The organism is Streptomyces sp. XD-27, assembly GCF_030553055.1.
Taxonomy (GTDB): domain Bacteria; phylum Actinomycetota; class Actinomycetes; order Streptomycetales; family Streptomycetaceae; genus Streptomyces.
Map to the genome: position 1 here is coordinate 3,358,258 of NZ_CP130713.1, position 25,886 is coordinate 3,384,143.

A 25,886-nucleotide genomic window follows, 5' to 3' on the forward strand; every position below is an offset into this window, starting at 1 on the left:
GGAAAGATCTCGGGCAAATCGAACACCAGCCTTCCCAGGGGCCTCACTGGTTGGCTACGGTGCTCGCTCAGGCGGCCCGCTCCCTGTCGGCGACCGAAGCCGGCGCGTGCCGCCACCGCCGAGTCCGGCCCGCCCCTCAGGCGGTTCCGGAGCCGGGGACCCACCCGCACAATCTGGGGTGAATCGGCCCGTACGTCGCACGTACGGCCGTAGGGCAGCCTTCCGTACGCCCGAACCCGACAGCTAACCCGGTAGGCGGTCCACGGAAGGAGTCGCCTCCCTTGGCGTCGCACCGCAAGCCGCGTCCTCGATTGCTCGAGTCGCCCGCCGGCCGCCGCACGGCCGTGGGGGTCACCACCGCCGCACTCGCCTCGGTCACCCTCCTGTCGCAGACCGCGAACGCCGCGCCGCGCGCGCCGAAGCCGACGGTCGAGGAGGTGAAGAAGAAGGTCGACGCCCTCTACCGGCAGGCGGGCACCGCCACGCAGAAGTACAACGCGGCCAAGGAGGCCGCGGGCAAGCGGCGGACCGAGGTGAACCGCCTGCTGGCCGACGCCGCCACCCGCACCGAGAAGATGAACGAGGCCCGGCGCACCCTGGGCGCGTACGCGGCCGCCCAGTACCGGCACGGCGGGATGGACGGCACCGCGACCCTGCTGCTCGCCGACGACCCGCAGGACTTCGTCGACCAGAACCACCTGATGGACCGGCTCACCGGGCGGCAGAAGGACGCGGTCGACGACTTCCGTACGCAGCAGACGGAGCTGGCCCGGCAGCGCGGCAAGGCCACCCGCAGCCTGGCGGAGCTGACCGCGTCGGAGAGCCGGCTCAAGGCCGAGAAGAAGACGATCCAGCAGAAGCTGTCCCAGGCCAGGACGCTGCTGTCCCAGCTGACCGCGGAGGAGAAGGCGCGGCTGGCGGCACTGGAGAAGAAGAAGGAAGCGGAGGCGCGGCGCAAGGCGGCCGAGCTGGCGGAGAAGCAGCGCGAGGAGGCGGAGCGCAGGCGCCAGGAGGAGCAGCGGCCGGACACGGGGACGGGTGACGGTACGGGTACGGGTGACGGGTCGGGGACGACGGACCCGTCAGCGCCCTCCGACTCCACCAAGGCGGCGCAGGCCGTCGCGTTCGCGCGCGCCCAGATAGGCAAGCCGTACGTGTGGGGCGCCACCGGCCCGAACTCCTACGACTGCTCGGGGCTGACCCAGGCGGCGTGGAAGTCGTCCGGGGTGACGCTGCCGCGCACCACGTGGGAGCAGGTGAAGGTCGGCACGCGGGTGTCGACGTCCGAGCTCAAGCCGGGTGACCTGGTCTTCTTCTACGACGACATCAGCCACGTCGGGCTGTACATAGGCGACGGGATGATGGTCCACGCGCCGAAGCCGGGCGACAACGTGAAGATCGCGCCGATCACCGAGATGCCGATCTACGGGAACGTCCGCCCGGCGTGAGCGATCACGTCCACATCACCGCGATGAAGATGTTGGCGGTGGTCAGCAACCCGACCGCACCAATGACGGGGGCGGGCACCTTCTCCTCGTCCCGCTTCACGTAGACCAGGCCGAGGATGACGACGAGCAGCGCCGTCTTCACGCCGATCTTGACGTTGTCGAGGCTGTTGCCGTCGGCCTGGTTGAGCCCCACGAGCGCGATGCCCGTCACCAGCATCGTGAGCGCGCCGTGCAGCATCGCGGGCGACATCCGGGCGTCGCCCGCGCCTATCAGCTTCATCTGGGCGAGGAAGCCGCCGAGCAGCGCGGCGATGCCGATGATGTGCAGGCCGACGACGGCGTGCAGAGTTGCGTCCATGGCCTCGGAGCGTAGCCCGCCCGGTCCGCCACCCTGACGGCCGGGCCGACGGCCGCACCCATGGCCGCCCCGACGGCCGGGCCGGTTCGGCTATAGCACCGTCGGCGCCCGGCCGGGGGCGGATCACCGCTTCGGTCATCCGCGTGCCCGAACGTTCCAGCACTCCGTGGGCCGACCGGTCAGCGGCGGTCCGCTATCCACCGATATCGCTCATTCCCGGCCTTCGCCGTGTCCTGGGCCGACGGCCGGGTCTAGCTTTCCCTGCACCCGGGAAGCGTCGGAAGCGCTCGGGAAGCACTCGGGAAGCGCTCGGAAGGAAGTGACCCACCGCCGTGGCCTCGCACCGGAAGCCCAGGCAGCGTCCGTTCGCCGGCGGTACCGTCCGCCGGGCCGCGACCATCGCCCTGGCGGGCGCCGCCACCGCCGCCACGGCCCTCGACGGCACCGGGCACGCGGCGCCCGGGCTCACTCCGGCCGAGGTGAAGGCGCGGGTCGACCGCTACCACCGGCAGGCCGAGGAGGTCACCGAGCGCTACAACGGCGCGCGGGCGGACGCCGAGGCGGCGCGTACGGCGTACGAGGAACTGCAGGACGAGGCCGCCCGCAAGACGGCCCGCCTCAACGCGTCCCGTAACGCACTCGGCTCGTACGCCACCGCGCAGTACCGTTCCGGCGCCGTCGCCCCGGACCTCCAACTCGCCCTGTCCTCCTCCCCCGAGGACTACCTGGACCGCGCCTCGCTCGCCGACCGCGCGGGCAGCCGCCAGGGCGCGGCCGTGGCCCGGCTGATGCGGCAGATAAGGGGCCTGAAGCAGGTGCGCGCGGAGGCGAGCGGCAGGCTGCGCGAGCTGAACCGCTCCCGCGAAGCGCTGGCCCGGCACAAGAGGACGGTCGAGGAGAAGCTCGACGCCGCGGAGGAGTTGCTGGACCGGCTGACGGCGAAGCAGCGGGCGAGGGCCCTCGCCGAGCCCGGCGGCGGCACCGCCGTCGACGGCGGCAGCGGCGCGGCCGACGGGGACGGCCGCGGAGGGCACCGGCCGCACGCCGACCGGGGGACGGCCAGGGGGACCCGCGCCCCCGCCGCTCCCCCGACGGGCCGAGCGGCGCTGGCGGTGTCGTACGCGTACGGGGCGCTCGGCAAGCCGTATGTCTGGGGTGCGACCGGGCCCTCCGGCTACGACTGCTCGGGGCTCACCCAGGCGGCGTGGCGGGCGGCGGGGGTGGGCCTGCCCCGGACCACGTACACCCAGATCAACACGGGCGCGCGCGTCCCGCGATCCGAACTCGCCCCGGGCGACCTGGTGTTCTTCTACTCGGGTGTGAGCCATGTGGGCCTGTACGTCGGCGGCGGCAAGATGATCCACGCCCCGCGACCGGGCGCGCCGGTGCGGATCGCGTCCATCGACGAGATGCCGTTCGCGGGCGCGGCACGCCCGACATGATGCGGAATGGTGCAATCCGTTTCGACCGTGAAGAGCGGCCTGATCAAGTACAGCGACGCGTACACGCTGATTGCTGATTACTGATTGCCGATCAGCGCACGAATGAGGGGTGTGGCCTACGAGGCCACACCCCTCAGCACATTGGCCGAAATCGCAGGTAAGCGCCCATAACGGTTTTGTTGCACGACTTTCACCTCTGTAGCCTGGCTGATGATCAACAGCAAGGGGCGCCCTCGGGAAGCCCCCCCCACCTTGCCGTTTAAGGATTTCTGCATGCGCAAGTACGCCCGCGTCGGCATCCTCGCCGCCTCTTCTCTGGTCACCGCGGTGGCCCTGACCGCCCCCGCCTCCGCCGCCACCCCGTCGGCCGCCGGCTCCTCGGCCTCGGCCGTCGCGCGCGGCACCTCCGGCCCTACCTGTACCGAGCTCTCCAACGGGTCGCTGTGCGTCGCCATCAAGGACCACAGCGTCGTACACCTCACGTACTCGAAGTTCCGCGGCGGCAAGGTCACCGTCAAGTTCGGGTTCAGGAAGGGCAACTGGACCAAGTGGAGCGAGGGCTTCAACATGGGTGTGGGTGCGAAGGTCTACCAGTTCAAGAACCAGGACCTCGGCTGCAGCCCCATCGTCGGCATCCTGTCGGCCGCCGATGGGGGCACCTTCGAGACCCCGCCCCTGACCCCTCCGGGCTGCTGATCCCTCTTGCCGATCAGTGAGTGACGCGGGGTGTGGCCCCACACGGGCCACACCCCTCAGCGCATTCGCCCCATCTCCATTTCGGAGCCGGAATGCGTCAGGCCCGGCAGGAGCCAGTCCGTGAACGGGTCGAAGAGGACCAGGACGGCGAGGGCCAGGAAGACGGCGCCCACGGCGGTGGCGACGTACGGGCCCCGGCCCCACAGCTTCTCGATGAAGATCACCGCCGCCACCCCGGCCATCGCCGCGATGTTCATGACCCCCAGCGGAACCAGGATCAGCATCAGCCCCCAGCAGCAGCCGACGCAGAAGAGCCCGTGGTGGACGCCGACCCGGAAGTCGCGGGCCCAGGGCCGGAAACCGGCGTAGCGGACCAGTTGCCCCATGGGGCTGCGGCAGTGGCGGAGGCAGATGTCCTTCAACGGGCCGAGTTGCTGCAGCCCGGCCAGCGCGAACGCTCCCGCGCCGATCCAGCGCCCCGCGCCGGGGTGCTCGTCGACCAGGTCGCCGGTCGCGCCGAGCGCCGCGTAGACCAGCAGGCCGAACAGGCCCCAGACCAGCAGGTAGCCGCCCATGAACTGGGCGATACGGGCCGCGCGCGCCGCACCCGCGGACCGGCGGCGGATGCCCCGTACCCACGTGATCGCCACCGGCGCCACGGACGGCAGCATCATGGCGGCCATCATCACCAGCCACAGCGCCAGGAACAGGGGCAGCCCCATCCCCATCGTCCCCGGCTCGACCCCCATGTCGCGCGCCTGCGCCACGGTCACCAGCCAGGCGAGCAGCGCGAGCAGCGCCATCAGTGTCCAGGCGTACGCCAGCGCCCGCGCGGGAAGCAGGCTCCCGTTCCGCAGGGGCGTCGAGGTGCCGGGCCCGCCGCTCCGGAGCATGCCCCCAGGACATCACATATCGGGACGGGAGTCCTGGCTGCGGCGGGGGCGCGGGGTGCACGATGGAAGGGAGAGCCCGCGGGCGTTGGAGTCGCGAGGAGGTGCCGTGATGACCGAATCCGCGCCGACCATCCCGAAGTGGCACGTCACCGGGGACTGGTTCGACACCTGTAAATGCAATATCCCGTGCCCCTGCTCGTTCGCCCAGCCACCCACCTTCGGCGACTGCGACGGCGTCCTGGCCTGGCACATCCGTGAGGGCACCTACGGCGACGTACGGCTGGACGGCCTCAACGTGCTGATGCTCGCGTCCTTCGTCGGGAACGTCTGGGCCGAGCACTCCGACGCGTACGCGGCCGTCTTCCTGGACGAGCGCGCCGACGACGCGCAGCGCGAAGCCCTCCAGATGATCTTCGGCGGCGAGGCCGGAAGCTGGCCCACCGAGATGGTCACCATGTTCGGGCCGGAGATGCGGGGCATGGACACGGCCCCGATCGAATTCAGCGTCGACGAGGACCTGGGCTCCTGGAGCGCCCGCATCCCCGGCCGCGTGGAGGCCCGGGCGGAGGCCCTGACCGGTCCGACGACGCCGGAGGGCGCACGGGTCCAGGTGCACAACCTGCCGGGTTCGGAGACGGGCCCGGGCCACGTCGCGACCTGGGGCCGCTCGACGGCCGACCGGGCTGACGCGTTCGGCTTCACCTGGAGCCGGGAGGGCCAGTCCAGCAAGCACATCCCGTTCGACTGGGCGGGGCCGGACGGCGGCTGAATCCGCCGCCGGTCAGGGCCATTCCGGCGCGGGGTCCTCGTCGAGGAGGGGCCGGATGGCGCCCAGTACGGCGCCGATGCACACGTCGCGCAGTTCGGCGCGGGTGCAGGTCTCCTTGGTGAGCCAGTCCAGGCACAGCACCTGGACGAAGACCAGCCAGCTCTTCAGGACGCCCGACACGGCCTCCCGGGTGCCGTCGTCGGCGAGCGGGAGCACGCCGAGCAGCCGCTCGCGCAGGGCGTCGAGCTCGTCGGCGATGATCGTCTGGACCAGGCGGTCGCCGGTCAGCACCCGGTTCGCCGCCAGGACGGTGTTGCGGTTCTCCGCGAAGTACTCGATATGGGCGTCCAGGCCCTCGACGAGCTGCTCGACCAGGGTGTCGGCGGGATCGAGCCGGGTCTTGGCGAGCAGTTGCTCGGCGACCTGCTGGTAGAGGGCCGCGAAGAGGTCGCGCTTGCTCGGGAAGTACCGGTAGAGCAGCGCGCGCGAGACCCCGGCCCGCTCGGCGACGTCCTCCATCAGCACCTCGTCGTACGGATGCGCGGCGAAGAGCCGCGCGGCGACGCCGAGGAGCTGGGCGCGGCGTTCGTCGGGGCTGAGTCGCTGACGCGGAGGCACGGACCCATGCTACTTGCTACTTGACACACGTCTACTAGCCGGGCGTAGCTTGGTGGAAGCGCACTTGGTGGACGCGTGTCTACTAGCGGAGGGGTGGTGGCCGGTCATGGCCAGGGTCAAGGTGCTCCGAGGGCTCGTACGGGCGATGGGGTACGCCTGCGTGGCGATCGGGCTCTTCCACGTGGCTCTCGGCAACGCCTCGATCCCGGGCGCGGGCTCGGCCGGCCCGACGGTCGACAGCCTTGGGCGGTTCTTCGGCGCGATCTTCGCCGGTTACGGCCTCGGCTGGCTCTGGGCGGCCCGGCAGTCGCCGATCCCCGCGACGGCGGTGCGGTGGCTGGCCGGGGTCTTCCTGCTGGGTGCGCTCGGGCGGCTGCTGTCGCTCGCCGCGCACGGGTGGCCGCACTGGTTCCAGGTGGTGCTGGCAGTCGTCGAACTGGTGCTGTCGCCGCTGTTCTTCTGGCTGGCGGACGCCGATGAGGCCCGTCAGGCCGACGAGAAGGCGACCGGGGTTCGACCTACGCCTACATCCACGCCCACGCCTACGCCTGGCCCGTCTCGAAGCGGCTGATCTTGTCGCCGGACACGACGAACGTCCAACGGGTGCGCATCCCGCCCCACGTGTCGTTGCGGTAGTCCGCCAGCAGCGTGCGGCCGCCGTCCGACTCCTCGACCACGTCCATGCGGCCGTTGGCGGAGAAGATCTCCCGGTCGACCCACCCCGCCAGATCACGGTCGGATCCGTCGTCGGACATCGTCGCGTCCGGGGTCAGCAGCGCGAAGAACGCCGCACTGTCGCCGGCGTTGAGCGCCTGGACGAAGGCGCGGACCTGCGGGTCCGTCAGGTTGTCGGGGCTGATGGGCATGGGGAGGGCTCCTCGTTCCGCGCTTGGCCGGCACACGCCACCGTTCGCCAGCACACGCCACTGTTCGCCGGCACACGTCACTGTCCACTTATCACCGCCGCCGCCCCTTTCCGTGGATCCGGGTGGGACCGGATGCCGGGACGCACCCGGAAGGCTCAGCGCGGTATATGCTGCGGCGAATTTTCGAACTCAGGGGCGGGAACGCAATACATGTACGACATGCACCATTTCAGCAGAGCAGGCAGAGCCGTGGCGGGCGCGGTGGCCGCGGCGGCCATGCTCGGTGCGCTCACCGGCTGCTCGACGTCGGGCGACGGCGACAAGGGCAAGGCCACCGGCAAGGACAAGGTCGCGGGCAAGGGAACCGACAAGGACAGCGGCGGCGGCCACGGCGGCACGAAGTCCACCGCCTCGTCCGGCAGGCAGCTCGGCGGCAAGGGATCTGCCTGCGTGCTGCCCGTGACGTTCGACGTGGCGAAGTCCTGGAAGCCGAAGGCCGTCGAACCGATCCCGGCGGGTAAGGACGATCACGGCTTCAACGAGCTTCTTCATCAGGGCGGGGTCCAGATGGTGTGCGAGATCGACGCCAAGCCCGCTGGACACATCGGCTTCCTCCAGGTGTGGACCGGGCCGAAGTCGGCCGCCGACGACAAGCCACGCGCGGTGCTGGAGCGGTATCTGGCCGAGGAGAGCGACGACGTACGAAAGACGACCTACCGCGACATCGAGGTCGGCGACGACGGCGTGGCCGCCGTCGAGGTCGTCTACTCCCTCTACAGCAAGCTGATGGAGGAGTCCCGGCAGGTGAGCGCCCTGGCCGTGGCGACGCCCCAGGGACCGGTCCTGCTGCGCCTCGGCGGACTGGACACCGAGGAGCACAAGGACATGCTGCCCGCGCTGGAGTTGGCGAAGGAGTCCATGACGCTGTCCGCCGCGGGCTGAGGCGCCCCCGGGCACGGGGCCGGGCCGCCCCCGTGCCCCGCGCCCGGTGCCCGGCGCCAGAGGTCCGGAAGTCCAGAAGTCCGGAAGTCCGGAAGTCCGGAAGTCCGGAAGTCCGGCGAGTCCACCGGCGGTTCCGGGCGCCGCCTGATCGCCGGTGGCGTCGGCAGCGGCTATGCGTACGCGGCCTCGGGCGCAGCGTCGCGGATCAGACCGGTCAGCGGGCCGTGGGTGCGCCAGCCCAGGGACTCGTACAGTGCCCGCCCCTCGGTCGTCGCGCCGAGCACCGCCGTCGAGGAGCCCGCGTCGACGGCGGCGTTCGCCAGCGTCCGCATGACCAGGCTGCCGAGTCCCTTGCGGCGGTGGGCCGGGGAGGTCTCGACCTGGTCGACGACGGCCGTGCGCCCGGGGCCGGGCACGGCGACCTGGCCGCGGGCGGCGAACGCGCCGTCGTCGGTCAGAACGACCACCCGGGTGACGCCGCCCCGCCCCCAGGTGCGCACCCGGTATCCGGCGGGAGCCTCGGCCGCGGTCGGGCGCAGCGGCGCGGACATCACGAAGCCGTCGCTGTCGAAGCGCCAGCCGGGGGCCACCCACGGCGCGACGGTCTGCGGCGGCAGGAAGAACTTGATCCAGGTGTTGGGGGCGGTGACCGTCTCGGTGAGCTTGCGTATCAGCGGCTCGTCGGCATCGGTCAGTACGTGCCGGGTCACCTGCCCGGTCAGCCCCACCTCGAAGGTGAAGCCCCACGGCTCCACCACCGGTGGCGCGGCTCCACGCGAGACGACCCAGCCCTCCACCCATGAACGGACGAGCTCCGCGTCCATGTGCATCCACCCCCGTGTAATAGACGAATGTCGTGTCGGCATATTACATCGGATGGTCGCTCCGGGGCGGGCCGCGGACGGCGGCACTCAGGCGGCGACGCGCTCCGCGAAGCCGCCGGCCCGGGTGACGATGACGCGGTCGAGCCGGTAGTAGGGCACGGCGAGCAGCGGCGAGTCCCGCACCCCTTCCAGCAAGCGGTTCCAGTCCTCCAGGTCCGTCGTCCGCACGACGGCGACATCGGTCGGCGACGCGCTGAAGGCGTCGGCGTCGTACCACTCCAGCGTGCTGACCGGCGCGTGGCGGGCGAGCAGCGGAGCCACGTGCTCGGCGAGGGCGGCGTCCCGCTCGGCGCGGGTCAGCGCGAGCCAGGCCGGGGCCACCGTGAGGTGCAGGAAGACGGTCCACGCGGTTTCTGTACCAAGTGCTTCATCCATGGCGGCGATCATTCATGAACCATCCGCTACAGTCAACAGATGGCTCGACCCGTCGATGAACACAAGCGCGCGGAGCTGCTCGCCGCGGTGGTGGGGTACCTGGAGACGTACGGCATCGCGGGCCTGTCCCTGCGGGCCGTCGCCGCCGAACTCGGCACGAGTTCGCGGATGCTCGTCTACTACTTCGGTACGAAGGAGAACATGCTGGCGCAGGCCCTGGACGCCTCGCGGCCGGATGTGGCGGGGTTGTTGGGACGGGCGGCGTCCGGGGCTGCGTTGCGGGAGACGCTGCTGGCGCTGTGGCACGACGTGACCGCGGGCCAACAGCGGCGGAGTGCCCCGCTCATGCTGCAGGTGATGGCGCTGGCGGGCGTCCCGGACAGCCCGTACCGCGCGTTCGCCCAGCGGGAGGTCGACGGCTGGGTCGAGCCGCTGGCCACGGCGTTCGCGCGCATCGGGCACGCGCCCGACGACGCGCGGGCGCGGGCCACCGCGCTGGTGTCGGGCGCGCGGGGCATTCTGCTGGACCGGCTGGTGACCCGCGACGACGAGCGGACGGACGCGGCGGTGCGGACGCTCGTCGACGCGTTGGCTTCCTCGCCGCGTTGACGGCGCCGCTGCCGCGTTGACAGCGCCGCCACCTTGACCGCCTCGCCGCTTTGGCGGCGCCGCCGTCTTGACCGCCCCGCCGCGTTGGCGGTGCCGCCGTCTTGGCCCCTCACCGTGTTGGCCACCCCGCCGCGTTGGCGCGGCGCCGCCTCAGACCAGTCGTCGGGCCGTCGCCCACCGCGTCAGTTCGTGGCGGTTGCTCAGCTGGAGCTTGCGCAGTACCGCCGAGACATGGCTCTCGACCGTCTTCACCGAGATGAACAGCTGCTTGGCGATCTCCTTGTACGCGTACCCGCGGGCGATCAGCCGCAGCACCTCGCGTTCCCGCTGCGTGAGGCGGTCGAGGTCCTCGTCGACCGGCGGGGCGTCGGTGGAGGCGAACGCGTCCAGGACGAAGCCCGCGAGGCGCGGGGAGAAGACCGCGTCGCCGTCCGCCACGCGGAAGATCGCGTCCACCAGATCCGTACCGGTGATGGTCTTGGTGACATAGCCGCGCGCGCCGCCGCGGATGACGCCGATGACGTCCTCGGCGGCGTCGGAGACCGACAGCGCCAGGAAGCGCACCGGGCGGTCCGGGGCGCCTATCAGGGCCGCGCTGCGGCGCAGCACCTCCACGCCGCCGCCGCCCGGCAGGTGGACGTCCAGCAGGACGACCTCGGGGCGGGTCGCGTTGATCACGGTCACGGCCTGGTCGACGTCGGCCGCCTCGCCGACCACTTCCACGCCCGTCACGTCCGTGTGGCCGATCTCGGCCTGGACCCCCGTGCGGAACATGCGGTGGTCGTCGACGAGGACGACCCTCACCCGGCGCGCGGCACCGGCTTCGGAGGGCGCCGCTCCTGACGGTGCTGACGGGGCCGCTCCCGACGGTGCCGAGGGCGCCGCTCCGGAGACCGTCTCGCCCGCCGCCGGCCCGTTCCCACCGGGCCCGTTCCCACCGGGGCCGTTCCCGCCGGGGACGTTCCCGCCGGGGCCGTTCCCGCCGGGGCCGTTCCCCGCAGGCCCGTTTCCTGTCGTCCGTCCGTTCCCGGCAGGCTCGCTCCCTGTCGGCCGTCCGTCCGCCGCAGGCCCGTTCCCCGTCGTCCGTCCGTTCCCCGTCATCCCGCCGCCCTCTCCATCTCCAGCTCCACTTCCGTGCCCCCGTCCGGCGCCGACCGCAGTCGGGCCGTGCCGCCGTTGCGCTGCATCCGGCCGATGATCGACTCGCGTACGCCCATCCGGTCGTCCGGCACGGCGTCCAGGTCGAAGCCCGGGCCCCGGTCCCGTACCGCGATGAAGACCGTATGGCCCTCGACCTCCGCGTACACCTGCACGGGCCCGCCCTCGCCACCGTACTTCGCGGCGTTGACCATCGCCTCGCGCGCGGCCTGGAGCTGGGCGGTCAGCTTCTCGTCGAGCGGGCAGTCGCCGACGACCACGACCTCGATCGGGACGCCGTGGTGGTCCTCGACCTCCGCCGCCGTGCGGCGCACCGCCTCCGCCAAGGTGTCCGGCGCCTCCCCCTCGTCCTTGCCGGTGCCCTCCGGCCTGTACAGCCAGGCGCGCAACTCCCGCTCCTGGGCACGGGCCAGCCGCGCCACCTCGCGGGAGTCGTCGGCGCTGCGCTGGATGAGGGTGAGGGTGTGCAGCACGGAGTCGTGGACGTGGGCGGCGACCTCGGCGCGCTCCTGGGCGCGGATGCGCATCAGCCGCTCCTCGGACAGGTCCTGCATCATCCGCACCAGGTACGGTCCCGCCAGCAGCGCCACGCCGACGATGACGGCGAGGGCGGCCTGGAGCACCGCGCCCAGGTGCTCGGCCGCGCCCTGGACGACGACGATGCCGGTCACGCCCACCCCGGTCAGGACCACCCCCGCCGCGCTGCGCGCGATGGGCAGCACGCGCTTGCGGCGGCTCAGCTCCATCCACTGGGCGCGCCGGGCGTTGTCCGCCTGCCGCCAGACCAGGGCGACGCCCGCGCCGACCAGCAGCAGCGGCCAGATGTAGGTGTTGGCGCGGCCGAGCTGGAAGGAGTCCACGAAGATGCCCATGCCGACGAGCAGCGCGAGCAGCGCGAGGACCTGCCCCTTGTCGGGCTTGTGGGCGAAGAGCCGGCGCTTGCCGTCGGGGCCGGGCGCGGTGAGGGACGGGGCCGGGCGCTCGGTGTCCACGCCGCCGACGCCGAGCGGTACGACGAACCAGAACAGCGCGTACACCAGCGCGCCGAAGCCCTCGGCCATGACCATCGCCACGAAGACGACGCGCACCCACAGCACCGGCAGGCCCAGATGCCCGGCGAGCCCGCGCGCGACGCCGCCGAGCATCCGGCCCTCGGCGCTGCGGTACAGCTTGCGCGGGGGCGGCTCGGCGTGGTCGGGAGGCACCGGGTGGTGCGGCCCGGCGGTCGGGGCGGTGGCGGCCATGTCCCCGATGGTCACATGATCAGCGGCATACGGGCATCAGGGTCACCCCTGACCGGACCCGGACGCGGGCTGGGAACCGGGCCGCTCGGCGTCCCCCGGGAGGCCGAGCCCGTCCCTGACCTTGTCGAAGATCGGGCTGTAGCGATCCCACTCCTCCTTGGGCGCGGAGAGGTACAGGGCGTACTCGCGCTCGCCCTCGCGGCCCCAGCCGAGGTCGATGGCGTACCAGTCGCGTGTCTTGCCCCGCCAGCTCATCTCCCACACGGCCGCCGTCTGGCCGCGGAAGGCGGTCTTCTGCATCCGCTCGCGCCTGTATTGGTCGACACCGTCCGAGTTCCTGAACTGCTCCTCCACATCCTTGAAGTGCCCCAAGGGGTCAGGACTCGCATAGTCCAGGACGTTGAACCGGATGCCGACCATGCCGGTGGGGTCGACGTACCGGACCTCCCGGGTCCCCTTCACCTGACGGCTCCAGTTGTTGGGCACGGGGAGCGAGACGTCGAACTGCTTCTCGTACTGAAGGTGATACCCCGCCGGGATGGGCGGGGGCGTGTGGACCGCGCCCGGGGTCGGGGTGTCCGTCGCGCCGGGGTCCTTCGTCCCCTCCGCGCGCGTCCCGGATCCGCCGCTGTCGCCCGCGTACTGCTGGTACGCCCAGTAGCCGCCTCCGGCGACCAGGACCATCGCCATCGCGGCCAGCAGGGTCTTACGGGTGGGGCTGCCGCCGGCGCGTACCGTGCCCGGGGAGTATGTCCGGGACGCGTCGTCCCGCGGCGCGGGCGTGATGTCCGATACGGGGGTGGCGTCCCACGTGGGCTCGGGCGCCGGCTCCCGCCCGGTGTCCGCACCCGTGCGCGCCTCCGTGCCCGTGCCCGTGCCCGTGCCCGTGCCCGGACCCGGACCCGGACCCGTACCCCCGTCCGCGGGCAGCCCCCGCGTACCGGTCGTACCCGCCGTACCTGTCGTACCTGTCGTACCCGTCGTGAACGACAAGCCGATCAGCATCTCCGGCTCCGTCGCCGCCTCCGCCGACGGAGCCCGCAGCGCGCGCTCCACCTCCCCCGCCGACGGCCGCTCGTCCGGGTCCTTGGCCAGCAGGGCCTCGATGAGGCCCGTCAGCGGACCGGCCTTGCGCATCGGCTCCAGCGGGTCCATGGCGATCGCGTACGCCGTCTCCATCGCCGTGTCGCGGCGGAACGGGGCACGCCCCTCCAGCGCCTGATACAGCGTCGCGCCCAGCGCCCACAGGTCCGAGGCAGGGCCGGGCTTGCGGCCCCTGACGCGCTCCGGCGCGATGTAGTCGATGGAGCCGACCACCTCGCCGGTCTTGGTCAGCGTGGACGTCCCCGTCGCCATGGCGATGCCGAAGTCGGTGAGCACCACCCGGCCGCCCCAGGGGCCTTCGGCCTGCGCGCTGTCGCCCCGCCCCAGCAGCACGTTGCCGGGCTTGACGTCGCGGTGCAGGACCCCGGCCGCGTGCGCCGCGCGCAGCGCCGCCACCATGCCGCGGCCGATCCGGGCCGCCTCGGCCGGGGAGACGGTGCCGTTCTCCTTGAGCAGCGCGCCCAGCGTGGTGGACGGCACGTATTCCATGACGATGCACGGCAGCCCGCCGTCGTCCACGACGTCGTGCACGACGACCACATTGGGGTGCGTGATCCGGGCGGCGCTGCGCGCCTCGCGCCGGGTGCGCTCGTGGAGGGTGGCCAGTTCGTCGTCGGAGACGTGGATGGATATGTGCAGTTGTTTGACCGCGACCTGACGGCCGAGCAGTTCATCCTCGGCGCGCCACACCGTGCCCATGCCACCGCGGCCGATCCGCTCGATCAACCGGTACCGTCCGGCGACCAGCCGCCCCTCGTCCGACACCGTGCACCCCTCTGCCTGCCCCGCCAGCCTTGCCGACCCCACATGCGTTCGAAGCGACACGATAGCCGCCGCCGCCCCCGGATCGATCTCAGGGAAGGTTCGGGGCGGGTCCGGGAGAGGTCCGGGAGAGGTCCAGGGGAGATCCGGGGAAGATCCGGGGCAGGCCCGAGGAAGGTCCGGGGAACGTCCGGGGTCGGGCCGGATGCGGCCCGGCCCAGCCACTTGCCACCATGGGCGGATGACCGATGCACACCGCGTGGCGGACGCGCACGACGGCGGCGGTGCCCCGCCCGGGGGCTCGGACGGGAACCCGCCCGGCGGGTCGGACCGGACCCCGCCGGGAGGCTCCGCCGCCCCTCCGCCCGCCGCGCCCTCCCCTGCACCCGCGCCCGCGTCCGCGCCGCTGCGGCGCAGCCGGGAGCACAAGGTGATCGGCGGGGTGTGCGGCGGGCTCGGCCGGTACTGCGACATGGACCCCGTGATCTTCCGTGTGGTGCTGTCCGTGCTGGCCGTGGCGGGCGGCGTCGGCCTGATCGTGTACGGGTTCTGCTGGCTGCTGGTCCCCCTGCTCGGCGAGGACGAGAACGAGGGGCGGCGGCTGCTGTCCGGGCGGGTCGAGGGGACCGCGCTGACCGCCGTGTTGTGCGCGCTGGTCGGCTGCGGGCTGTTCCTGTCGATGCTCAACAAGGGCGGCGTCATCGCCTTCTCGGTGATGCTGTCGCTGGCCACCGTCGGCGCCGCGTACTGGTCGCTGCACCGGCACGAGCCGGAGCACGCGGCAGGCGAGGCGGACGCGGCGGCGGCGCAGGCGGCGGCCGGCGGCGGCACCGTCCCCCAGACGGCGACCGCCACCAAGCACGCCGGCAAGCCCGCCGCCAAGGGCTACGGGGCCGCGCCCCCCGAGACGCAGGCCCCGCCCACGCTGGGCGGCCCCTCGTGGTGGCGCGACCCGATCGTCAAGGACGGGACCACCGGGCATGTCGGCACCGGCTACCTGTGGGGGCCCGACGACGGCCCGGACGAGGCGTACGAGACCTCGGGGGCGCCCCCCGCGGGCTGTTTCCGCCCGGTCGGCGGGTACGGCGGCGGGCAGGTCGGCGAACGGGGCGGTGCGCGCGGCGGCGAGCCCCCGTCGATCAGCGGCTGGACGCTGCTGACCGCCCTGGCCGCGGCGGCCGTCGGCACCGCCGTGTCCTGGTCCGAGCAGCCGCTCGGCACCAGCCTGGAGATCGGCCTGGCCTGCGCGCTCGCCGTCTTCGCGGCCGGGATCGCCGTCAGCAGCCGGTACGGGCGGACGGGGGCGGGCATGCTCGTCGCGGCGGTGCTGACCAGCGTGCTGCTGGCGGGCGCGGCGGCGCTGCCGAAGTCGGTGACGACGGACTGGCGGCGCGAGACCTGGCGGCCGCCGAACGCGGCGGCGGTGCACGACACCTACGAGTTGGGAACGGGCGTCGGCACGCTGAAGCTCACCGGTGTGACGCCGGGGAAGGACCGGACGGTGCGGACCCGGGCGGAGGTCGGGGCGGGCCGGCTGGCCGTGACCGTCCCGGACGACGTACGGGTGAGGATGCGCATCGAGGTGGGCCTCGGCGACGTCCAGTTGCCGGGGGACACGAGCGACGATGTCGACATCGAGCCGGCGGAGGAGCGGACCGTGACGCTGGAGCCCACGGGCGGCCGCGACCCGCGCGGCACGCTGGAGCTGGAGCTGGAGGTCGGAGTCGGCCAGGTGCAGGTGATCCGCGGATGAGGCGCCACCCGTTCGAACCCGGCAAGCTCGTCGTCGGCCTGGTGCTCTTGGGCGTCGCCGTCGTGTACGGCGTGGACGCGGCCGGTGAGTGGGACGTCCCGCCGTTCGCCCCGCTGGTCGCGATCCCGGCGGGGCTGGCGTTGGCGGCGCTGGTCTCGATACTGGCGTACGCGCTGCGGCGGGCGCGGGCGCGCCGGTCCCGGTAGCGCGCTGCGGCGTGGGACCGCCGGTCCCGGCAGCGCGTGAGACCGCCGGTGTGGGGAGTGCGCGTGGGACCGCCTGGTCCGGGTGTCGTCTCGCGTCGGCCGTGACGGCGGGCCGCCGCCGGGGCCACCGGTCCCGTAGCGCGTGGGGCCGCAGGTCCCGTAGCGCGCGTGGGACCGCCGGTGCGGCTGTCACCTCGCGTCGGCCCGTGACGGCGGCGCGGTGGCGCCGCGGATCCGGGCAGCGCTCGTAAGCGGCACGAGGCCGCCGAGGCAGCCCCGGGTCAGGCCGACGTGCGGTGGCCACCGCGGCGGCCACCGCGGCGGCCCGGCAGCCCGCCCCCGTACCGGACGCCGCGTCTGCGCAGCTCCACGTCGACCGAGGCGACCCCCGCCCCCGCCAGGATCAACGGCAGCCACGCCATCAGATACGCCAGGTCGTTGCCGTAGTAGTACGGCTCGGTCTGCCAGCTGACCGTCAGCCACAGGCTCAGCGAGATCAGCGCGCCGCCGAGGGCCGCCACCCGCGCCATGACGCCGAAGAGCGTGCCGAGGCCGACGGCGATCTCACCGCACGCGATCGCGTAGCCGAAGCTCTCCGGGCTCTTCAGCGCCAGGTCGACCAGCCACGGCACCGCCGAGCCGTCGCGCACCGAGCGCATCAGCTCGCCGATCGACCTCGGGCCGCTGTCGGCCATGAACCCCGAGGTGGTGAGCTTGTCGAGGCCCGCGTAGACGAAGGTCACCCCGAGGAAGACGCGCAGCGGGACGAGCGCGTACCGGGACGCCGCCGCCCGCAGACCGCCGTCCGCTCCGGAGCCATCCGGGCCGCCGCCGGGGCCGCCGGTGCCATCCGGGCCGCCACCCGGGCCGCCGGTGCCATCCGGGCCGCCGCCCGAGCCGCCGGTTCCACCCGTCCCGCCCGTCCCACCCGTCCCATCCCTACGGTTCGCGTGTGCCATCGTGCCCTCCGCCTCTGCGTCGCGCCCCCACTCCTTCATACGGGCGCCCGCCGCGAGGCGTTCAGTCGAGGACGTCGATCGGGTAGCGGTTGGTCTCCGCGCCCGACGCGGTGATGACCTGGACGTCCACCCGGCCCGGCTCCACATCCACCGGGACCGGCACGGTCAGCACGGTGTCCGTGGGGTTGGTGAAGCCCCCGGCGACCGGTACGAGCGGCACGTGGACGTGCACCGGGCCGATCCGGACGACCGTGCGGGCCAGCCGCTCGGCGTCCTGCGCGCCGGCCGGCACGAAGCCGCTGCCGCGGATCTCGATGTCGTCGCCGGTGCGGATCGGCGAGTCGAGGTCGCCCGCCTCCCGCGCCCGTACGACCGACAGGACCGTGGGTCGGCCGCCGTCGGCGTACTTCCCGCCCAGGTACGTCGCCGCCGACACCGCCACCAGCAGGGCCAGCCCCCACGGCAGCTCGGGCAGCCGCTGCGGCGCACGGGCCAGGGTGACGCACGCGAAGACGACGGCCGCCCCGTTCAGCAGGACGTACTGCGTGGCGGCGAAACCGGCCCGGCCCGCGTCGTCGGTGAGCAGGTCGGCAGGCCGTGGGCGGTCGGCGCGGACCTTCTGGGCGCGCCGGTCGCGGACCCGGTTGGCCACCACCACGCGGGCCAGGACGGCGACCGCGCAGCTCAGCGCGAGGACGGTCAGCAGGGCGGCGGAGTCGGCGAGCGCGAGGCCGCCGGGGCTCCGGCCGCCCGCCCGCTGCAGCGCGAGGAGCAGCACCGCGTACCCGGCGAGCAGCACCCAGCCGGCGGCGACCGCCCGTGAGGTGGACAGCCGGTTGTCCTCCCCGACGAGGACGGCGAGCAGCCCGCCGCGCGCCCGGTGCAGCCAGGCGGCCAGCGTCAGCGGCACGGCGATGCAGAGCGCGGCGAACAGCCCGGCCGTACGGGCCGCCGACCAGCCGTCCGCGGCCAGCGCGGTGATCAGCTGGGTCAGCAGCAGCACCCCGGCCGCGCCCCACACCGCGACGACCGCCCGCCGCCACACCTGCCCGAACCAGGCGTCGCTCGCGGCGCGGCCGCGCTCGGCGACCTCGTGCGCGGCCTGTGTCAGTTCGTCCGAGACCCACTGGCGGGACGCCGAGGCGGAGTGCGCGAGGGCGGCGGGCAGGCCCCGGCCCGTCGCCAGCCGGTCGCGCAGCGCGTCGAGCGCGGCGACCGCCCTCCGGTGCGCGTCGCGGGCGCTGTGCGGGCAGAGGCAGTCGGCGCCGTGCGGATCGTTCTTCGGACGGGGGCGTGCGGCGGGGTACGGGGGGCACGCCGGGTCCCCCTCGCGCCCCGGCACGTACGTACCGCCCGTCGTGGCGTCCTGCGCCTGGTCCACGGCCACGGGGCTCACTCCCAACTGTCAAACATCAAGAGGGAATTGTGCCGTACGAATCGATGGCCCCGGGCCGGTGATCCGGGTCCGGTGCGGACGCTGCCTCGTGACCTGCACCGCACCGGGTCACGGCCGCCGCACGTGCGGGTGAATGACGGGACCCGCGCGGTTGACGCGCGGACGTCCCTCGAACGGCCTGGCCCCTACGCCCTACAGGTTGTCGATCTCGGTGAGGTCAATGTCGATGTCGAAGGGGGCAGTCAGCTTGAGGTGGTCGCGGTAGATGCCGGTGGGGACATAGCTGCGGGTAGCGGTCTCCAGCTCGAATACGTAGACAACCGGGCGTTCGTCCGCGCTGTTCATCTCCACCCTCCAGAAATGCGGGATGCCTGCCTCCGCGTACAGCTGCGGCTTGCGCTTGCGGTCCCGCTCCTCCGAGTCGGGAGAGACGACCTCCACCACGAGCACGACGTCCGCCGCCGGGTAGTGGTTGTCATCCAGGCTGGTCGCCGCATCGGCGCGGATCACGGAGAGGTCCGGTTCGGGCGCCTGACGCGGATCGACGACCACGACCATCTCCCGCCGTACCCTCAGCTCGTCGGGGAGGCTCCGGCGAAGACCCGCTTCCAGGAGGCAGTTGGCAGTCGTGTGGAAGAGGCTCTGCCGACTGCGGAAGACGAAGCTGCCATCGATCAGTTGGGTGTGCGGTGGAAGCCCCGCCAGGGTCAACAGATCCGTGGCCGTGAAACCTTCGCACGGAGGCCGCGGCCAGTCGGGGAACTTCTCGTGTACGTCCACAGCGCCATCGTTGCCGCGCCGCAGCCCGCGAGCGGCGAAAACCCCGCGCCGCCCCTCCAGCGGGTGAAGGGGCGGCGCGGGGTTGACCTCAAGGGAGCCGGAGACGGACTACTCCCACTCGATCGTGCCCGGAGGCTTGCTCGTGATGTCCAGGACCACGCGGTTGACCTCGTCCACCTCGTTCGTGATGCGGGTCGAGATCCGCGACAGCACGTCGTACGGCAGGCGCGACCAGTCCGCCGTCATCGCGTCCTCGGAGGACACCGGGCGCAGCACGATCGGGTGGCCGTAGGTACGGCCGTCGCCCTGGACGCCGACGCTGCGGACGTCCGCGAGCAGGACCACCGGGCACTGCCAGATCTCGCGGTCCAGGCCCGCCGCCGTCAGCTCCTCGCGGGCGATGGCGTCGGCCTCGCGCAGCAGGTCCAGGCGCTCCTTGGTGACCTCGCCGACGATGCGGATGCCCAGGCCGGGGCCGGGGAAGGGCTGGCGCTGGACGATCTCCTCCGGCAGGCCCAGCTCCTGGCCGACCATCCGGACCTCGTCCTTGAACAGCTTGCGCAGCGGCTCGACCAGCTGGAACTCGAGGTCCTCGGGGAGGCCGCCGACGTTGTGGTGGGACTTGATGTTCGCGGTGCCGGTGCCGCCGCCGGACTCGACCACGTCCGGGTAGAGCGTGCCCTGTACCAGGAACTCCACCGGCTCGCCGTGCGCGCCCGCCTCGGCGACGATCTCCGCCTGGGCCTGCTCGAAGACCCGGATGAACTCCCGGCCGATGATCTTCCGCTTCTCCTCGGGTCGGAGACCCCCTTGAGCGCGGTGAGGAAGCGCTCCTGCGCGTCGACGACCTTCAGCTGCACGCCGGTGGCGGCGACGAAGTCCTTCTCGACCTGCTCGGTCTCGTCCTTGCGCATCAGGCCGTGGTCGACGTACACGCAGGTCAGCTGGGAGCCGATGGCCTTCTGGACCAGTGCCGCGGCGACCGCGGAGTCCACGCCGCCGGACAGGCCGCAGATGGCGCGCTTGGTGCCGACCTGCTCGCGGATGGCGGCGACCTGCTCCTCGATCACGTTCCCGGTGGTCCAGGACGGCTCGATCCCAGCGCCTCGGTAAAGGAAGTGCTCCAGGACCTGCTGGCCATAGGTGGAGTGCATCACCTCGGGGTGGTGCTGCACGCCGTAGAGCTTCTTCTCGTCGTTCTCGAAGGCCGCGACCGGCACCAGGTCGGTGGAGGCGGTCACCGTGAAGCCCTCGGGGGCGGCGGAGCAGGCGTCGCCGTGCGACATCCACACCGTCTGCTCGGCCGGGGTGCCCTCGAAGAGGGTCGAGCCGGTCTTGGAGACGGCCAGCGGGGTACGGCCGTACTCGCGGGCACCGGTGTTGTCGACGGTGCCGCCGAGCGTCACCGCCATGAGCTGGAAGCCGTAGCACATGCCGAAGACCGGGACCCCGGCCTCGAACAGGCTGCGGTCGACGCTGGGCGCGCCGTCCGCGTACACCGACGACGGACCGCCGGAAAGGATGATCGCCGCGGGCTTCTTGGCGAGCATCTCGGCCACCGGCATGGTGGACGGCACGATCTCGCTGTAGACCCGGGCCTCACGGACGCGGCGGGCGATGAGCTGGGCGTATTGCGCGCCGAAGTCGACAACCAGGACGGTGTCGGGGGCGGCAGCAGGGGACGCTGAGGGCACTTCGGCGGCCTTCCGGCGGGGTTGCATTAAGGGTTGGACTTTCCATACTAACGGGCTCATACTGTGCCCCATGTCCAAGCAGCTGACCTGCGTCTTTACCTATGGCACCGGCCCGTCCGGCTGCCATGGTCATGCTGCTTGAGCAACTGCGAGCACGCGACTTCCCAGGCGCCCCGGGCCACACAGGCCCGGGGCGCTGGTCGTTCTCCCGGTCTGTGCACCGGCTCCGGGGCCACGACCCAGGAGAGACCGACATGAGCACCGACACGAGCACCGACGTGAGCACTGCCACCACTCCCGACACCGGCGCGCGCACCGACGAGGCGGCCGCCGCGATCAACGGCGCGCGCCTGCGGATCGACGACCTGGACGCCCGGATCATCGGGCTCGTCCAGGAGCGGATCGCCGTCTCGGAGGTGATCCAGCGCGAGCGCATCGCCTCCGGCGGACGCCGGCTCAGCCTCTCCCGCGAGATGGAGGTGCTGGGCCACTACAGCGACCAGCTGGGCAGGCCCGGCACCGCGCTGGCGATGACGCTGCTGGAGCTGTGCCGCGGCAGGATCTGACCGCTCCGGGGCCTGACCGATCCGAGCGGGGACGGAGGGCCACCCCCGGCCACACCGCAGGGCCCGTCACCCATACGGCGCGTGACCAGGTCGTCAAACGCCTCGTTGGTCCCGGTGTCCGCGCCAGCCAGGAGCGGACCACCACATCCACGCGTGGCTAGATTCGCCGGAGCGATGAGACGTGGCCCCTGCGGTGATTCAGGCGGTGCGCGTCGTGGGACCTCGCTTCGGCGCGGTGACCGGTCAGCAGGGGACAGCAGCCCGGTCATCACCCTAAGGACGGTCGGTCCCGGGGACGCCTGGGACCGACCGACCGTATCCGGTCGAAACGGTTGCGTCGGATGTGACGTATCCACCACGATGCACAGCAGAACGAGACCCGTTCGGCCCACTGTCGGCAGGTGTCGGCGGGGGCGACTCCGCACCGTGCCCGCTTCCCGCTTCCCGCTTCCCTCTTTCCGGCAGCACCACCCGGACTCCGCACCCGCTCGTGGCCCGCGTCGATACCCGCGCACTCGAACCATCCTGCGGCGCGCTCGAACGAGCCGTACCGCGCACTCGGACCAGCGGCGCAACCCCCCGGCGCCGCCCTCAGCACCGGCGCTGCCCTGACGCTGGTGCTGACCGCCGAGGGCCCCGTGGACGCCTGCCCCTCGCGGGCGCCCCGGGGCCCTTGTGCCTGCGTGCCGTGGCGCCTGCCGCGGCCGACGCGACGCACCCCGGCAAAGGGTGCGCTCTCTCGACGGCCCGTTGACCGCCCCGGCAGCCGGCTCCGATGCGTCGGATCACTTCACACTGTGACCTTTCTGTGGGCAACCTATGTCCGGGCACGACTGGTCATGTACGTGTAAACGTCGGGTCATCCCGCGCCCACCGCGACGGTCTCCCCCCACGACCGCTGCTGCCCACCAGCAGCGCGTACGGACCCAGAAGAGGTCTTCATGAAGCTTCGCCGCGCACTGGCGACCACGGCGGCGACGGCCGCCCTCGCCCCCGCCGCGCTTCTCGCCGCCCCGGTCGCGCATGCCGAGACGCCGACCCCCACGCCGCCCCCGTCCGCCACCGCCACTCCGGCGCCGACCCCACCCGGCCCGACGCCCACGGCACCGCATCCGACGGCCCCGTCGACCGAGGACCCCGGCCCTGCCCCCGGACCCACCACCTCCGCCCCCACAGCACCGGCCCCCACCCCCACCACGCCGGGCCCGACGGACACGGCGAGCGCGCCGGGCCCCACACCGACTCCCCCGGCCACTGCGCCCACTCCTCCCCCGCCATCCTCCGAGGGCCCGATCTCCGGGTGCGGGAACGACGAGTACCACGAGGACCCGGACCTCGCCACGACCCTGGTCGGCCTGCCGTCGAAGGTCGTCGCGGGCAGCGGCTTCCACACCTTCGCGTACGAGGTCAGGAACGGCTCCGGCCGCTCCTACGAGCGCGTGGACTACGGCGTCCTCGCGGGCACCGTCCACGCGAACCACCCTGACGGGACCGAGGAGTTCCTGACCCTGCAGTTCAAGGACCCGCGTACCGGTGCCTGGCACGACGTACAGGACACCTACATGACCTTCACCGGCGTGCCCCCGCACGCGACCGTCCGGCTGGACCTCCGCCTGAGCGTCTCCGCCCGGGCCCCGGAGGGGTTCGGCTACGCCATCACCGTGGGCGCGTATGTGGACGACGAGGGCAACTGCGTCTACTCCACCGGCGAGTACTACGAGTTCGACGTGCTGCGGGCGGGCCGGAGGGCGGGCGAGGTCCCGCCAGCCAAGCCCAAGCCGCACCCGCAAGGCGGAAACCGCCCCTTCCCGGTCCCGCACCCCAACCCGGCCCCCGCCCCCCAAGGCGGCCTCGCCGAGACCGGCACCTCCTCGCCCCTGCCGGCGATCGCCATCATCGGCGGAGTGGCGATGGCAGCGGGCACGGGAGCGGTGCTGACGGTCCGCCGCGCCCGCCGCCGCACGCCGTAACGCCCCACCGCCCCCAGCGCTACCGCCTGGACCTCGTCCCGGCCGGCACACCACCCGGCCGGTCCACGGTCACCTTCCGGCCCGTGCCGCTGCGCATGCTGAGGCGGCGCCGTGCATGGAGCGGCTCAGCTCACCATCCGGTGAGCGTGCAGCCGGCCGGGACCCAGCCCTTGGTCCCCCGGTAGTCCAGGTACGTCCACAGGTTCTTCTCCCAGCCGCACAGGTCGTACGACTGCCCCTTTTCGTCGCCGCATTTCGCCTGCTTGGCGAGCCCGCCCTTCGGGAAGAGACCCCGCGCCGTCGAGTTGAGCCTCTTCGACGCGCGGATCTTGACGCTCTCCTTCGCCTTGAGCGTCATGCCCTTGTCGCACGCACCGCCCTTCGCCGCGGTCGTGGGAGCCTTCGCAGGCGTGAGGGACCCGGCCGAGGCCGCCCCCGTGGTGAACAGTGTTGCCCCCGTCATCGCCGCCACAGCCAGCAGCGAAGCCAACTTGCGCATATACATTCCCCGTTCGTGCAAGCGGGCGCCTTGCGCGCCCGCGGTCGCGCGGAGTCTAGCCACCGGGATGCCCACACGGGCATGGGGGTTGTCCAGCGACGGAAGGGGCGGCCGCCCGGCCTGTGGCGGGCGCCCGCCGCTTCCGAATCAAGCCAATCGCCGCGTGCGCCCTTGACGGCTCCGAGAGCCTCCGGAAACGTCACCGCAAGGAACCGCAACCGGCTTGATCCGGGAGGGGATCGTGGACCTACAGTTCATCGGGATCGACCCGACGACATCGGGCAACGGCTCACCGACGGTGTGGGTGGATGAGGAAACAGCCGACCTGGTCCTCCAGGGCATCAAGGCCGAGGAAGCACTGAAAGCACTGGTCAGCAGTACGGAGTGGGCAGTCGGGCACGAGACGGGCATCCCCGATCACGAGACGGTGATCCGCCTTCCGGCCCGTATGGTGCCGATCTTGAGGGAGGCGTGCGATGTCGCGGAGCGACGTGCCGGAGTTCGATGAGCTGCTGAAGAACGCTCGACACACGGCCGTCCACCTGGAGATGCGGGACAACTACGGCGTCGGCGACGAGGCCGCAGGGTTCCAGCACTTCAAGCGAACCGGGGACGCCGACCAGAACCCGGACTCGGCGTTCTGGGTACCGTGGACATCGCTGGTGCGTGAGGCGGTGGGACGCAGTGTGGTGATGCGCCGGGCCCGGATCGTCTCCGAGCCGGTGACCGACTACATCCGGTACGAACACGCCCTGACCCCCGTCAACCTCACCGTCGGCGAACGGGTCCGCTGGCTCCCGCGTCGCCAGGCGTCGGAGATCGCCCTCCCCGGCAACGACTTCTGGGTCTTCGATGGCCGCCTGGTGCAGTTCAACCATTTCACCGGTGATGGGGACTGGGCCGATCCGAAGTATTCGATGTCCGAGGACCCCGCCGTGGTCAAGCTCTGCGTCTCCGCTTTCGAGGCAGTGTGGGAGCAAGCTGTCGACCACGAGAAGTTCACGGTCTGACTCCGAAGCGCATTCATGCCCGCCTCCCCTTCGTCCAGCGCCCAGACGGCCCGTGAAGCACTCGCGGTGCGCTTGAAGCATCTCCGCGTTGACGCCGGCCTCACCGGGAAGGAACTCTCCGCCCGGTGCGGCTGGCACCCTGCCAAGACGACCCGCATTCAGAAGGGCGAGGCAGCACCGTCGGATGCGGACATCCGGGCCTGGTGCACGGCATGCGGGGCGGACAGCCAGGCAGACGACCTGATCGCCACGGCCCGCGCGGTCGACTCGATGTATGTGGAGTGGCGCAGGCTCCAGCGCAACGGGATGCGCCAGATTCAGGAGAGCGTGTACGCGCTCAACGAACAGTCCTCACACCAGCGGGTGTACGTCTCCAACGTCATGCCGGGCTTTTTCCAGACTCCGGCGTATGCGTCCGCGCTCATGGAGTCGATCACCGACTTCCACGGCACCCCCAACGACGTCACCGAGGCCGTCGCGGCTCGGGTCGCTCGCAGCCGCTTCCTCTACGAGGGCGGCCACCGCTACGCGGTCATCATGGAGGAGGCCGTCCTCCGGTACCGCATCGGCGACCGGGAGACGATGGACGGTCAGCTCCGGCATCTACTCACCGTCATGCGCCTACCATCAGTCTCCCTCGGCGTCATTCCCTTCGGCACCGAGCGCACCGTCTGGCCATTGGAGGCGTTCTACCTCTTCGACGGAAGCCGCGTTGTCGTCGAAACGCTGACGGCGGAGGTCAACGTCGTCCAACCGCGCGAACTTGCCGACTACGCACGTGCCTTCGACAAGCTGTCGAAGATGGCCGTGTTCGGCGACCGTGCCCGCGCGCACATCACGTCCGCGGTCGACGCCCTCGGGTGAATCCGCGCAATATTCCGCAAC

General features: G+C 72.2%; 27 protein-coding genes, 1 pseudogene and 1 riboswitch. Of the genes and pseudogenes, 14 read left to right on the forward strand and 14 right to left on the reverse strand.

Going from position 1 to position 25,886, the window contains the following annotated elements; all coding sequences use genetic code 11:
- The first annotated feature begins 106 nt into the window (after nt 1–106).
- Nucleotides 107–274: riboswitch (cyclic di-AMP (ydaO/yuaA leader) on the forward strand.
- A gap of 7 nt (nt 275–281) precedes the next feature.
- On the forward strand, nt 282–1,448 hold the full coding sequence (locus Q3Y56_RS14160; protein WP_304462283.1) for a C40 family peptidase: 1,167 nt from the start codon (nt 282–284) through the stop codon (nt 1,446–1,448).
- 4 nt (nt 1,449–1,452) lie between these two features.
- On the opposite strand, the gene Q3Y56_RS14165 is transcribed toward Q3Y56_RS14160, so the two are convergent.
- Nucleotides 1,453–1,806, reverse strand: coding sequence for a hypothetical protein (locus tag Q3Y56_RS14165; RefSeq protein WP_304462284.1), 354 nt, complete (start codon nt 1,804–1,806; stop codon nt 1,453–1,455).
- A 332-nt stretch (nt 1,807–2,138) separates the two neighbouring features.
- Here Q3Y56_RS14165 and Q3Y56_RS14170 point away from each other — a divergent pair, with 332 nt between their 5' ends.
- Together Q3Y56_RS14170 and Q3Y56_RS14175 are read left to right on the forward strand one after the other, a co-directional pair.
- Complete coding sequence (locus Q3Y56_RS14170; RefSeq protein ID WP_304462285.1) at nt 2,139–3,248, forward strand: C40 family peptidase; 1,110 nt, start codon at nt 2,139–2,141, stop codon at nt 3,246–3,248.
- A 273-nt stretch (nt 3,249–3,521) separates the two neighbouring features.
- Nucleotides 3,522–3,944 carry a hypothetical protein gene (locus tag Q3Y56_RS14175; protein WP_304462286.1) on the forward strand — a complete coding sequence of 141 codons (423 nt, stop codon included), beginning with the start codon at nt 3,522–3,524 and terminating at the stop codon, nt 3,942–3,944.
- Between the two features lie 56 nt (nt 3,945–4,000).
- On the opposite strand, the gene Q3Y56_RS14180 is transcribed toward Q3Y56_RS14175, so the two are convergent.
- On the reverse strand, nt 4,001–4,837 hold the full coding sequence (locus Q3Y56_RS14180) for a DUF2182 domain-containing protein (protein WP_304462287.1): 837 nt from the start codon (nt 4,835–4,837) through the stop codon (nt 4,001–4,003).
- Nucleotides 4,838–4,946: 109 nt separating this feature from the next.
- On the opposite strand from Q3Y56_RS14180, the gene Q3Y56_RS14185 reads away from it, so the two are divergent.
- Nucleotides 4,947–5,606 carry a DUF1326 domain-containing protein gene (locus Q3Y56_RS14185; protein WP_304462288.1) on the forward strand — a complete coding sequence of 220 codons (660 nt, stop codon included), beginning with the start codon at nt 4,947–4,949 and terminating at the stop codon, nt 5,604–5,606.
- A 12-nt stretch (nt 5,607–5,618) separates the two neighbouring features.
- On the opposite strand, the gene Q3Y56_RS14190 is transcribed toward Q3Y56_RS14185, so the two are convergent.
- The gene (locus Q3Y56_RS14190) at nt 5,619–6,224 is read right to left on the reverse strand and encodes a TetR/AcrR family transcriptional regulator (protein ID WP_304462289.1); all 606 of its coding nucleotides are present in this window, start codon (nt 6,222–6,224) and stop codon (nt 5,619–5,621) included.
- Between the two features lie 106 nt (nt 6,225–6,330).
- On the opposite strand from Q3Y56_RS14190, the gene Q3Y56_RS14195 reads away from it, so the two are divergent.
- On the forward strand, nt 6,331–6,795 hold the full coding sequence (locus Q3Y56_RS14195; protein ID WP_304462290.1) for a DUF4345 domain-containing protein: 465 nt from the start codon (nt 6,331–6,333) through the stop codon (nt 6,793–6,795).
- Here the strand turns inward: Q3Y56_RS14195 and Q3Y56_RS14200 are convergent.
- Nucleotides 6,767–7,090, reverse strand: a complete 324-nt coding sequence (locus Q3Y56_RS14200) for a nuclear transport factor 2 family protein (protein WP_304462291.1) — start codon at nt 7,088–7,090, stop codon at nt 6,767–6,769. The two genes, Q3Y56_RS14195 and Q3Y56_RS14200, sit on opposite strands and share 29 nt — an antisense overlap.
- 210 nt (nt 7,091–7,300) lie before the next feature.
- Between Q3Y56_RS14200 and Q3Y56_RS14205 the strand changes: the two genes are divergently transcribed.
- Nucleotides 7,301–8,032, forward strand: a complete 732-nt coding sequence (locus Q3Y56_RS14205; RefSeq protein ID WP_304462292.1) for a lipoprotein — start codon at nt 7,301–7,303, stop codon at nt 8,030–8,032.
- A 170-nt stretch (nt 8,033–8,202) separates the two neighbouring features.
- Here the strand turns inward: Q3Y56_RS14205 and Q3Y56_RS14210 are convergent, their stop codons facing one another.
- Nucleotides 8,203–8,856 carry a GNAT family N-acetyltransferase gene (locus Q3Y56_RS14210; protein ID WP_304462293.1) on the reverse strand — a complete coding sequence of 218 codons (654 nt, stop codon included), beginning with the start codon at nt 8,854–8,856 and terminating at the stop codon, nt 8,203–8,205.
- 87 nt (nt 8,857–8,943) lie between these two features.
- The gene (locus tag Q3Y56_RS14215) at nt 8,944–9,291 is read right to left on the reverse strand and encodes a darcynin family protein (RefSeq protein ID WP_304462294.1); all 348 of its coding nucleotides are present in this window, start codon (nt 9,289–9,291) and stop codon (nt 8,944–8,946) included.
- 39 nt (nt 9,292–9,330) lie between these two features.
- On the opposite strand from Q3Y56_RS14215, the gene Q3Y56_RS14220 reads away from it, so the two are divergent.
- Entirely contained in the window at nt 9,331–9,900 is a 570-nt protein-coding gene (locus Q3Y56_RS14220; RefSeq protein ID WP_304462295.1) for a TetR/AcrR family transcriptional regulator, read from the forward strand.
- A 150-nt stretch (nt 9,901–10,050) separates the two neighbouring features.
- Here Q3Y56_RS14220 and Q3Y56_RS14225 read toward each other — a convergent pair whose 3' ends face one another.
- The 3 genes from Q3Y56_RS14225 to Q3Y56_RS14235 form a co-directional block, all read right to left on the reverse strand.
- On the reverse strand, nt 10,051–10,704 hold the full coding sequence (locus Q3Y56_RS14225; RefSeq protein WP_304462296.1) for a response regulator transcription factor: 654 nt from the start codon (nt 10,702–10,704) through the stop codon (nt 10,051–10,053).
- A gap of 293 nt (nt 10,705–10,997) precedes the next feature.
- On the reverse strand, nt 10,998–12,302 hold the full coding sequence (locus Q3Y56_RS14230) for an ATP-binding protein (RefSeq protein ID WP_304462297.1): 1,305 nt from the start codon (nt 12,300–12,302) through the stop codon (nt 10,998–11,000).
- A 42-nt stretch (nt 12,303–12,344) separates the two neighbouring features.
- Nucleotides 12,345–14,171: a serine/threonine-protein kinase gene (locus tag Q3Y56_RS14235; RefSeq protein WP_304462298.1), complete on the reverse strand. Its 1,827-nt coding sequence runs from the start codon at nt 14,169–14,171 to the stop codon at nt 12,345–12,347.
- 238 nt (nt 14,172–14,409) lie between these two features.
- Here Q3Y56_RS14235 and Q3Y56_RS14240 point away from each other — a divergent pair, with 238 nt between their 5' ends.
- Both Q3Y56_RS14240 and Q3Y56_RS14245 read left to right on the forward strand, forming a co-directional pair.
- Entirely contained in the window at nt 14,410–15,921 is a 1,512-nt protein-coding gene (locus Q3Y56_RS14240; RefSeq protein WP_304462299.1) for a PspC domain-containing protein, read from the forward strand.
- On the forward strand, nt 15,918–16,127 hold the full coding sequence (locus tag Q3Y56_RS14245) for a hypothetical protein (RefSeq protein ID WP_304462300.1): 210 nt from the start codon (nt 15,918–15,920) through the stop codon (nt 16,125–16,127). Before Q3Y56_RS14240 ends, Q3Y56_RS14245 begins: the two co-directional genes overlap by 4 nt.
- Nucleotides 16,128–16,408: 281 nt before the next feature.
- On the opposite strand, the gene Q3Y56_RS14250 is transcribed toward Q3Y56_RS14245, so the two are convergent.
- The 4 genes and pseudogenes from Q3Y56_RS14250 to guaA all read right to left on the reverse strand — a co-directional run bounded on the left by Q3Y56_RS14250 (nt 16,409) and on the right by guaA (nt 20,983).
- Complete coding sequence (locus Q3Y56_RS14250) at nt 16,409–17,086, reverse strand: DoxX family protein (protein WP_304462301.1); 678 nt, start codon at nt 17,084–17,086, stop codon at nt 16,409–16,411.
- Nucleotides 17,087–17,147: 61 nt separating this feature from the next.
- Nucleotides 17,148–18,284 (reverse strand): hypothetical protein, encoded by a 1,137-nt coding sequence (locus Q3Y56_RS14255; RefSeq protein ID WP_304465607.1) that lies wholly within the window; start codon nt 18,282–18,284, stop codon nt 17,148–17,150.
- A gap of 390 nt (nt 18,285–18,674) precedes the next feature.
- Entirely contained in the window at nt 18,675–19,262 is a 588-nt protein-coding gene (locus Q3Y56_RS14260; protein WP_304462302.1) for a Uma2 family endonuclease, read from the reverse strand.
- Between the two features lie 108 nt (nt 19,263–19,370).
- Nucleotides 19,371–20,983: pseudogene (gene guaA / locus Q3Y56_RS14265) on the reverse strand (glutamine-hydrolyzing GMP synthase).
- Nucleotides 20,984–21,210: 227 nt separating this feature from the next.
- Here guaA and Q3Y56_RS14270 point away from each other — a divergent pair.
- Both Q3Y56_RS14270 and Q3Y56_RS14275 read left to right on the forward strand, forming a co-directional pair.
- The gene (locus Q3Y56_RS14270; protein ID WP_304462303.1) at nt 21,211–21,522 is read left to right on the forward strand and encodes a chorismate mutase; all 312 of its coding nucleotides are present in this window, start codon (nt 21,211–21,213) and stop codon (nt 21,520–21,522) included.
- A gap of 941 nt (nt 21,523–22,463) precedes the next feature.
- Nucleotides 22,464–23,492: a peptidase gene (locus Q3Y56_RS14275; RefSeq protein ID WP_304462304.1), complete on the forward strand. Its 1,029-nt coding sequence runs from the start codon at nt 22,464–22,466 to the stop codon at nt 23,490–23,492.
- Nucleotides 23,493–23,622: 130 nt separating this feature from the next.
- On the opposite strand, the gene Q3Y56_RS14280 is transcribed toward Q3Y56_RS14275, so the two are convergent.
- Nucleotides 23,623–23,991: a hypothetical protein gene (locus Q3Y56_RS14280; RefSeq protein ID WP_304462305.1), complete on the reverse strand. Its 369-nt coding sequence runs from the start codon at nt 23,989–23,991 to the stop codon at nt 23,623–23,625.
- A gap of 241 nt (nt 23,992–24,232) precedes the next feature.
- Between Q3Y56_RS14280 and Q3Y56_RS14285 the strand changes: the two genes are divergently transcribed.
- The 3 genes from Q3Y56_RS14285 to Q3Y56_RS14295 are packed head-to-tail and all read left to right on the forward strand — an operon-like array spanning nt 24,233 to nt 25,865.
- Nucleotides 24,233–24,499 carry a hypothetical protein gene (locus Q3Y56_RS14285; RefSeq protein WP_304465608.1) on the forward strand — a complete coding sequence of 89 codons (267 nt, stop codon included), beginning with the start codon at nt 24,233–24,235 and terminating at the stop codon, nt 24,497–24,499.
- Nucleotides 24,468–25,001 (forward strand): DUF6879 family protein, encoded by a 534-nt coding sequence (locus tag Q3Y56_RS14290; RefSeq protein WP_304462306.1) that lies wholly within the window; start codon nt 24,468–24,470, stop codon nt 24,999–25,001. The genes Q3Y56_RS14285 and Q3Y56_RS14290 overlap by 32 nt, the downstream gene beginning before the upstream one ends.
- A 15-nt stretch (nt 25,002–25,016) precedes the next feature.
- Entirely contained in the window at nt 25,017–25,865 is an 849-nt protein-coding gene (locus Q3Y56_RS14295) for a helix-turn-helix transcriptional regulator (RefSeq protein WP_304462307.1), read from the forward strand.
- Nucleotides 25,866–25,886: the final 21 nt, after the last annotated feature.